This window comes from Microbacterium sp. HSID17254, assembly GCF_003989315.1.
Classification (GTDB): domain Bacteria; phylum Actinomycetota; class Actinomycetes; order Actinomycetales; family Microbacteriaceae; genus Microbacterium.
Genome location: NZ_RBLT01000067.1, coordinates 1 through 8,532 on the forward strand (window position 1 = coordinate 1; position 8,532 = coordinate 8,532).

Here is an 8,532-nt window from a genome sequence, read left to right on the forward strand (position 1 = left end):
TCAGCGGAAACGGATCCTGCGGCGCGTCGCCGTGTCCGCCGCCGTGGTGGCCGCGGGGGCGGTGCTGCTCGTGCTCATCCCGCTGGGGCTGGCGAGGGATCCGGCGCCGGTCTGCCTCGACCGTCCGTCGACCTTCCCCCAGGCGGGCGTCGCCGGATGGAGCGGCGAACAGCTCGAGAACGCCGCGACCATCATCCGCACCGCCGACGAGCTCGGGTTCGCGCGGGACGGTCAGATCCTCGGCGTCATGACCGCGATGGGCGAGAGCAGCCTGCGCAACATCGACTACGGGGACTGGGAGACGCGCGGCTGGACCAATCCGGATGGATCGCGCACGACGAGCATCGGTCTCTTCCAGCAGCAGGAGTGGTGGGGGAGCGCGGAGCAGCGGATGGATCCCGCCACCGCGGCCCGCCTGTTCTTCGAGCGCCTGGCGCGGGTCCCCGACTGGCGGTCGATGGCGCCCTCGCACGCCATCCACCGGGTGCAGGTGAACACGGACCGGGACTACTACACGCGGTACCAGGAGGATGCCACGGCCGTCGTCGACGTGCTGTCCGGCCCGTGCGAGTGACGCGCGCGTTTGTCACGGCAGCGGCGGGGTGCGGTGTCGGGGTGCCCGCCTAAGCTGGAGCCGTGTCGCGGAGCATCTACATCACCTCGGCCGAAGGCCACACCGGGAAGTCGACGATCGCCCTCGGGGTGCTCGATGCGCTGATGCGCGTGTCGCCGCGCGTGGGCGTGTTCCGCCCGATCGCCCGCGCGGTCGCCGAGCGCGACGAGATCCTCGAGCTGCTGCTCGCCCACGACGGCGTCCAGCTCGACTACGAGGACTGCATCGGCGTCACCTACGACGATGTGCGCGCCGACCCCGAGGGCGCGCTGTCGACCATCGTCGCCCGCTTCAAGGCCGTCGAGGCGCAGTGCGACGCCGTCGTCATCGTCGGCAGCGACTACACCGACGTCGCGAGCCCCGCCGAGCTCGGCTTCAACGCCCGGATCGCGGCGAACCTCGGAGCCCCCGTCCTGCTCGTGCTGAGCGGACGCGACCAGCAGCGGCAGGCCGAGCAGCTCGGCACGACCACGGCGCGGGAGGCCGCCGCCGTCGGCCAGATCGCCGCCCTGGCGCTGCCGGAACTCGCCGAGGAGCGCGCGGAGCTGTTCGCGGTGGCCGTGAACAGGGCCGATCCCGACGGGCTCGACGCCATCGTCGACGCGGTGCGGGCCGTCGTCCCCGCCGGCACCCCGGTCTGGGCGCTGCCCGAGGATCGAGCGCTCGTCGCGCCGTCCATCCGCGGCATCGTGTCGGCCGTCGACGGCACGCTGCTCAAGGGCGACGAGGATCGTCTGACCGCGGTCGCGCTGTCGATCGTCGTGGCCGGCATGTCGATGGTGAACGTCCTGCCGCGCCTCACCGACGAGGCCGTGGTCGTGATCCCCGCAGACCGCACCGAGGTGCTGCTCGCCGCCCTCCTCGCCGACTCCTCCGGCACGTTCCCGCGGATCGCCGGGATCATCCTCAACGGGCCGTTCCCGCTGCCGGACCCGATCCTCCAGCTGCTCGACGGCTTCGCCTCCTCGGTGCCGATCATCACCACCGACCTCGGCACCTACGACACGGCGGTGCGGGTGATGGGCACCCGCGGCCGCATCTCCGCCGACTCGCGTGGTCGCTACGACCGGGCGCTCGGACTCTTCCAGGCGCACGTCGACGTGGCCGAGCTCACCGAGCAGCTCGGGCTCGCGGAGGCGCACGTCGTCACGCCGCTCATGTTCCAGTACGGCCTGATGGAACGCGCGCGGTCCGACCGCCGCCACATCGTCCTCCCCGAGGGCGACGACGACCGCATCCTCCGGGCGGCGGCGGCGCTGCTGTCCCGCGAGGTGGCGGAGCTGACGATCCTCGGCGACGACGGGGCGATCCGCGCGCGGGCGGCGGAACTCGGCCTCGACATCGCCGGCGCGCACGTGGTGAGCCCCACCGACCCAGAGCTCGTGGAGCGCTTCGCCGCCGAGTACGCCCGGCTGCGCGCTCACAAGGGGATCACGCTCGCGCAGGCCGCGGACACCGTCACCGACGTCTCCTACTTCGGGACGATGATGGTGCACCTCGGGCTCGCCGACGGCATGGTCTCCGGCGCCGCGCACACCACGGCGCACACGATCCGTCCCTCCTTCGAGATCATCAAGACGAAGCCGGGGGTGAACGTCGTCTCCAGCGTGTTCCTCATGGCCCTCGCCGATCGTGTGCTCGTGTACGGCGACTGCGCGGTCATCCCCGATCCCACGGCCGAGCAGCTCGCCGACATCGCGATCTCGTCCGCCACCACCGCCCGGCAGTTCGGCATCGACCCCCGCGTGGCGATGCTGTCGTACTCCACCGGCGAGTCCGGGTCGGGGGCCGACGTCGACAAGGTCAGGGCGGCGACGGCGCTCGTGCGTGAGCGCGCTCCCGAACTCCTCGTGGAGGGTCCCATCCAGTACGACGCCGCCGCCGATGCGGCGGTCGCCAAGGCGAAGCTGCCGGACTCGGCCGTGGCGGGGCGGGCGACGGTGTTCGTCTTCCCCGACCTCAACACCGGCAACAACACCTACAAGGCGGTGCAGCGCTCCGCCGGCGCCGTGGCCATCGGTCCGGTGCTGCAGGGGCTCAACAAACCGATCAACGACCTGTCCCGCGGCGCGCTCGTCGACGACATCGTGAACACGGTGGCCATCACGGCGATCCAGGCCCAGGGCGACGAGCGAGCGGGGGAGGAGGCATGAGCGCGATCCTCGTCATCAACAGCGGGTCGTCCTCGTTGAAGTACAGCCTCATCGACACGGCGCACGAGGACGAGCTCGCCAGCGGGCTCATCGAGCGCATCGGGCAGGACTCCAGCCCCGTCGCCCACACCGTGCGCCCGGAGCCGGGTGACGGACCGTCGGCGACGATGCTCGACGCCACCTACCGCGACGAACAGTCCATCCCCGACCACGCCGCCGCCTTCGAGGTCATGCGCGCGCAGTTCGCCGCGCATGGCCCCTCCCTCGAGGCGCATCCCCCGGTCGCGGTCGGGCATCGGGTCGTGCACGGTGGTGCGCGCTTCTACGCGCCGACCCTGATCGACGCCGACGTCGAGCGGCAGATCGACGAGCTCGCCGTGCTCGCGCCGCTGCACAATCCGGCGAACCTCGCCGGCATCCGGGCGGCTCGCGCCGTGTTCGACAGCGTCCCGCACGTGGCGGTGTTCGACACCGCGTTCCACCAGACGCTGCCGCCGGCGGCCTACACCTACGCGATCGATGCGGCGCTCGCCGCCGAGCACCGGGTCCGTCGGTACGGATTCCACGGCACGAGCCACCAGTACGTCAGCGAGACCGCCGCGCGTTTCCTCGGGCGCGACCTCGGGACCCTCCGGCAGCTCGTGTTCCACCTCGGCAACGGCGCGTCGGTCACCGCGATCGACGGGGGTCGCTCGGTCGAGACCTCGATGGGCCTCACGCCGCTCGAGGGCCTCGTCATGGGCACGCGGTCGGGCGACATCGACCCGGCCGCTCTCGTGCACCTGTCCCGCCGCGCCGGCTACACCATCGACGACCTCGATGCGCTGCTGAACACCCGCAGCGGACTGGCGGGACTCGCCGGACGCAGCGACATGCGCGACATCCTCGCGGGCGTCGCCGCGGGGGAGGCGGCCGCGACGCTGGCCTTCGACGTGTACGTCCACCGTCTGAGGGCCTACGCCGGCGCGTACATCGCGCAGCTCGGCGGGGTCGACGTCGTGTCCTTCACCGCGGGCGTCGGGGAGAATGCGGCGCCCGTGCGGGCGGCGGCGATGGCGACGCTCGGCTTCGCGGGGATCGAGATCGACCCGGCCCGCAACGAGGCGAAGGAGCGCGGCGTCCGCGTCATCTCGACGGACGCCTCGGCCGTGATGGTCCTCGTCGTCCCCACCGACGAGGAGCTCCAGATCGCCAGGCAGACCGCCAAACTGCTCTGATCGCGGTCCGGGGTTACCCCGCGCGCGCCACCGCCATTACGCTTGCACAGTGGCACGGAGAGGTGCCGACCCGACCCTCGTCCTTCTCCTGGAGGCTCTGTGCCAGACGCGCTGCCCGACCTGTTCCACGCCGACGGTGTGCTGTTCGACCTCGACGGCGTCCTCACGCCGACCGCCGAGGTGCATATGCGCGCCTGGAAGGCGGTCTTCGATGACGTCTTCGCCCGCTGGGACATCACGCCGCCGTACACCGACGAGGACTACTTCGCCTACGTCGACGGCAAGAAGCGCTACGACGGCGTCGCGAGCCTGCTGCGCAGCCGCAACGTCGAGGTGCCCTGGGGCTCGGTGGACGACGACCCGTCCGCCGAGACCATCTGCGGGATCGGCAACCGCAAGAACGCCGCGTTCGCGGCGTCGCTCCGCAGCCAGGGCATCGCTCCGTTCCCCGGCTCCCTCGCCGTGGTCGAGGCGCTGCACGCCGCGGGGATCCCGCTCGGTGTCGTCTCCAGCTCCAAGAACGCCGAGGAGGTGCTGGCGGCCGCCGGCATCCGGTCCTTCTTCCGCGTCGTGATCGACGGCGTCGTCGCCGAGCGTGAGCACCTCGCCTCCAAGCCCGCGGCCGACATGTTCGCCGCCGGCGCCACGGCCCTCGGCGTCGCCCCGGCCCGCAGCATCGCCGTCGAGGACGCCACCTCCGGCGCCGCTTCGGCCGCCGCCGCCGGATACGCCGTCGTCATCGGCGTCGACCGCGGCGCCGGCGCCGACGCACTCCGCGCCGCCGGCGCGACCCACGTCGTCGACGACCTCGGCGTCCTGCTTCCCGCCGCCCGCACCGACACCCCGGAGACCGCATGATCGACCGCGACCGCTTCCCCGTCGACCCGTGGCGTCTCATCGAGACGCGCTACTCGGAGGAGGGCGTCGGCGAGACGCTGTTCTCGGTCGGCAACGGCTACCTCGGGCTCCGGGGCAACCACATCGAGGGGCGCGGCGCGCAGGAGCACGGCACCTTCATCAACGGCCTGCACGAGACATGGCCGATCCGGCACGCCGAGCAGGCCTACGGCTTCGCCGAGGTCGGCCAGACGATCGTCAACGCCCCCGACGCCAAGGTGATGCGGCTCTACGTCGACGACGAGCCGATCTCCCTCGACGACGCGGACGTGCGCGAGTACGCCCGCACGCTCGACATGCGCACGGGTGTGCTGGAACGGCGCGTCGTCTGGGAGACCCCGTCAGGCAAGCGGGTACGCATGCGGGATCAGCGTCTCGTGAGCTTCGAGGAGCGCCACCTCGCCGTGCTGCGGCTCGAGGTCGTGGTCGAGAACGCCAACGCCCCGGTCACGATCAGCTGCCAGCTGCTCAACCGTCAGGACGGGGCGGGCGTCTACGCCGGCTCCCCGATGACGACCAAGGGCGCCGCCTTCGACCCGCGCAAGGCCGAGCGCATCGCGGACCGCGTGCTGGAGCCGGCGGAGCACTGGCAGGACGGGCTGCGCTCCGCGCTGTCGTACCGGGTCGCCGCGTCCGGGATGACCGTCGCCGTCGTCGCCGATCACATCATCGAGACGGAGAACGACTACAACGTCCGGACGCTCATCGAGCCGGACATCGCCAAGAACGTCTTCCGCGTCCAGGCGAAGGCCGGCGTCCCCATCACGATCACCAAGCTCGTCAGCTACCACTCGTCCCGCGGCGTGCCCCCGCGGGAGCTCGTCGACCGCTGCCGTCGCTCTCTCGACCGGGCAGCGGACGAGGGCGTGGAGACGGTGTTCCGTCGTCAGCGCGAGTGGCTCGACGCGTTCTGGGAGCGCAGCGACGTGCAGATCGGCGGGCGCGACGACCTGCAGCAGGCCACCCGGTGGTGCCTGTTCCAGCTCGCTCAGGCCTCGGCCAGGGCGGACGGCGCCGGCGTCCCCGCGAAGGGACTCACCGGCTCCGGCTACAGCGGCCACTACTTCTGGGACACCGAGATCTACGTGCTCCCGTTCCTCACCTACACGACGCCGCGCTGGGCGTACAACGCTCTCCGGGCCCGGGTGAAGATGCTCCCCGCGGCGCGCCGCCGGGCCGCTCAGCTCAACGAGGCCGGCGCGCTCTTCCCGTGGCGCACGATCAACGGCGAGGAGGCCTCGGCGTACTACGCCGCCGGCACCGCGCAGTACCACATCAACGCCGACATCAGCTTCGCGCTCGGCAAGTACGTGCGGGCGACCGGGGACGAGGCCTTCCTGCGGCGCGAGGGCGCCGACGTCGCGATCGAGACCGCGCGGCTCTGGGCCACCCTCGGCTTCTGGCGGGGATCGCGGCTCGTGGAGCAGTCCGGCGCCGGCGACGGCCTCCAGACGTTCCACATCCACGGCGTCACCGGCCCGGACGAGTACACGACCGTCGTGAACGACAACCTGTACACGAACGTCATGGCGCGGTACAACCTCCGGTACGCGGCCAAGGTCGTGCGGGAGATCCGCGACAGCTACCCCGAGGACTACGCGGCCCTCGTCGAGCGCACGGGCCTCGGCTCCGGTGAGGCGGAGTCCTGGGAGCGGGCCGCCGAGGCGATGTACATCCCGTACAGCGAGAGCCTCGGCATCCACCCGCAGGATTCGCTGTTCCTGGAGCGGGAGGTCTGGGACCTCGCGAACACCCCGGCCGACCAGCGCCCGCTGCTGCTGCACTTCCACCCGCTCGTGATCTACCGCTTCCAGGTGCTCAAGCAGGCCGACGTCGTGCTGGCGCTGTTCCTCCAGGGCAACCACTTCTCGCCCGAGGAGAAGAAGGCCGACTTCGACTACTACGACCCGCTGACGACGGGCGACTCGACCCTCTCGGCGGTCGTGCAGTCGATCCTCGCGGCCGAGGTGGGCTATCAGGACCTCGCGCAGAAGTACTTCGAGCAGTCGCTGTTCGTCGATCTGCACGACCTGCACCACAACGCGGCGGACGGCGTGCACGTGGCCTCGGCCGGTGGCGTGTGGACGGCCCTCGTCTGCGGCTTCGGCGGCATGCGCGACTACGGCGGCGACCTCAGCTTCGACCCGCGGCTCCCCGAGTCCTGGCCGTCGTTGTCGTTCCCGCTGCAGTGGCAGGGGACGGCGATGCAGGTGACCGTCACGCGGCACGAGCTGCGCGTCGAGGTGCGCAGCGGACCTCCGGTGCCGTTCAGCGTGCGGGACAACGCGTACATCGCGACGCTGGAGGACGAGGTCATCGTCCCGCTCGCGAACCAGGGACCCGTGATCCCCGGACGCCCGACCCTGCAGGAGTTCGCCGACGCCCGCCGCGACGACGGCACGCGTCTTTCGGCCTCGGTCCCCGTGATCACGAGCGCGATCCCCGTCATCGAGAACCTCGACTGACCGCTGACCCACCCCTCTGCGTGCGTCCCCCCCCCCGTTGCGGACGCACGCAGAGGGGTGGCTCGCGTGAAAGGGGCCGGGTCGACCGGGAGGGGAGCAACGTCGGTGGCACGCCGTAGGCTGGAGGGGTGACCACAGCCCTCTACCGCCGCTACCGACCCGAGACGTTCGGCGAGATGATCGGGCAGTCGCAGGTGACCGATCCGCTCATGACCGCGCTGCGTGGCGACCGCGTCGGCCACGCCTACCTGTTCTCCGGCCCGCGCGGCTGCGGCAAGACCACCTCGGCGCGCATCCTCGCCCGGTGCCTGAACTGCGCGGAGGGACCGACCGACACCCCCTGCGGGACCTGCCCGAGCTGTGTCGAGCTGTCCAGGGCGGGCGGTGGATCGCTCGACGTCGTCGAGATCGACGCGGCGAGTCACAACGGCGTCGACGACGCGCGCGACCTGCGCGAGCGGGCGACCTTCGCCCCGAGCCGCGACCGCTTCAAGATCTTCATCCTCGATGAGGCGCACATGGTCACCCCGCAGGGCTTCAACGCGCTGCTGAAGCTGGTCGAGGAGCCCCCGCCGCACGTCAAGTTCATCTTCGCGACGACGGAGCCCGAGAAGGTGCTCGGCACGATCCGCTCGCGCACCCATCACTACCCGTTCCGGCTGGTCCCGCCCGCCGCGATGCTCGACTACGTCGAGAAGCTCTGCGCGGAGGAGGGGGTCATCGTCGAGCAGGGCGTCCTCCCGCTCGTCGTCCGCGCCGGGGGTGGCTCGCCCCGCGACACCCTGTCGCTGCTGGATCAGCTCATCGCGGGGTCGGACGCCCCTGCCGGCTCGGAGACTGTCACCGTCGGCTACGCGCGCGCGGTCGCGCTGCTCGGGTACACCCACGGGGCCCTCCTCGACGAGATCGTCGATGCGCTGGCGACGGGCGACGCCGCGACCGCCTTCCCGGCCATCGACCGCGTCGTGCAGACCGGACAAGACCCGCGTCGCTTCGTCGACGACCTCCTGGAGCGCCTGCGCGACCTCATCGTGATCGCCGCCGTGGGCTCCGGTGCCTCCGCCGTGCTCCGCGGGATCGCGGAAGACGAGCTCGACCGTATGCGCCGCCAGGCAGAGTCGTTCGGCGCCGCGCGGCTCTCCCGTACGGCCGACGTGGTCAGCGCGGCTCTCGACGACATGTCCGGA

Annotated in this window: 6 protein-coding genes; all 6 read left to right on the forward strand. The window is 71.6% G+C overall.

Annotated elements, in window-relative coordinates; genetic code table 11:
* The coding region (locus tag D8M34_RS19065; protein ID WP_126894637.1) for a hypothetical protein at positions 1-574 on the forward strand (574 nt) is incomplete at its 5' end.
* Between the two features lie 62 nt (positions 575-636).
* Positions 637-2,766 (forward strand): phosphate acetyltransferase, encoded by a 2,130-nt coding sequence (gene pta / locus D8M34_RS17340; RefSeq protein WP_126894638.1) that lies wholly within the window; start codon positions 637-639, stop codon positions 2,764-2,766.
* Positions 2,763-3,983 carry an acetate/propionate family kinase gene (locus D8M34_RS17345; protein WP_126894639.1) on the forward strand — a complete coding sequence of 407 codons (1,221 nt, stop codon included), beginning with the start codon at positions 2,763-2,765 and terminating at the stop codon, positions 3,981-3,983. Before pta ends, D8M34_RS17345 begins: the two co-directional genes overlap by 4 nt.
* A gap of 99 nt (positions 3,984-4,082) precedes the next feature.
* Positions 4,083-4,841: a beta-phosphoglucomutase family hydrolase gene (locus D8M34_RS17350; RefSeq protein WP_126894640.1), complete on the forward strand. Its 759-nt coding sequence runs from the start codon at positions 4,083-4,085 to the stop codon at positions 4,839-4,841.
* Positions 4,838-7,345, forward strand: coding sequence for a glycoside hydrolase family 65 protein (locus D8M34_RS17355; RefSeq protein WP_025104253.1), 2,508 nt, complete (start codon positions 4,838-4,840; stop codon positions 7,343-7,345). The genes D8M34_RS17350 and D8M34_RS17355 overlap by 4 nt, the downstream gene beginning before the upstream one ends.
* A gap of 128 nt (positions 7,346-7,473) precedes the next feature.
* The coding region (locus D8M34_RS17360) for a DNA polymerase III subunit gamma and tau (protein ID WP_126894641.1) at positions 7,474-8,532 on the forward strand (1,059 nt) is incomplete at its 3' end.

Excerpts from the sequence above, each read along its gene's own strand:
- D8M34_RS17355 (WP_025104253.1), top strand. The coding sequence starts at position 4,838 with ATGATCGACCGCGACCGCTTCCCCGTCGACCCGTGGCGTCTCATCGAG.
- D8M34_RS17345 (WP_126894639.1), top strand. The coding sequence starts at position 2,763 with ATGAGCGCGATCCTCGTCATCAACAGCGGGTCGTCCTCGTTGAAGTAC.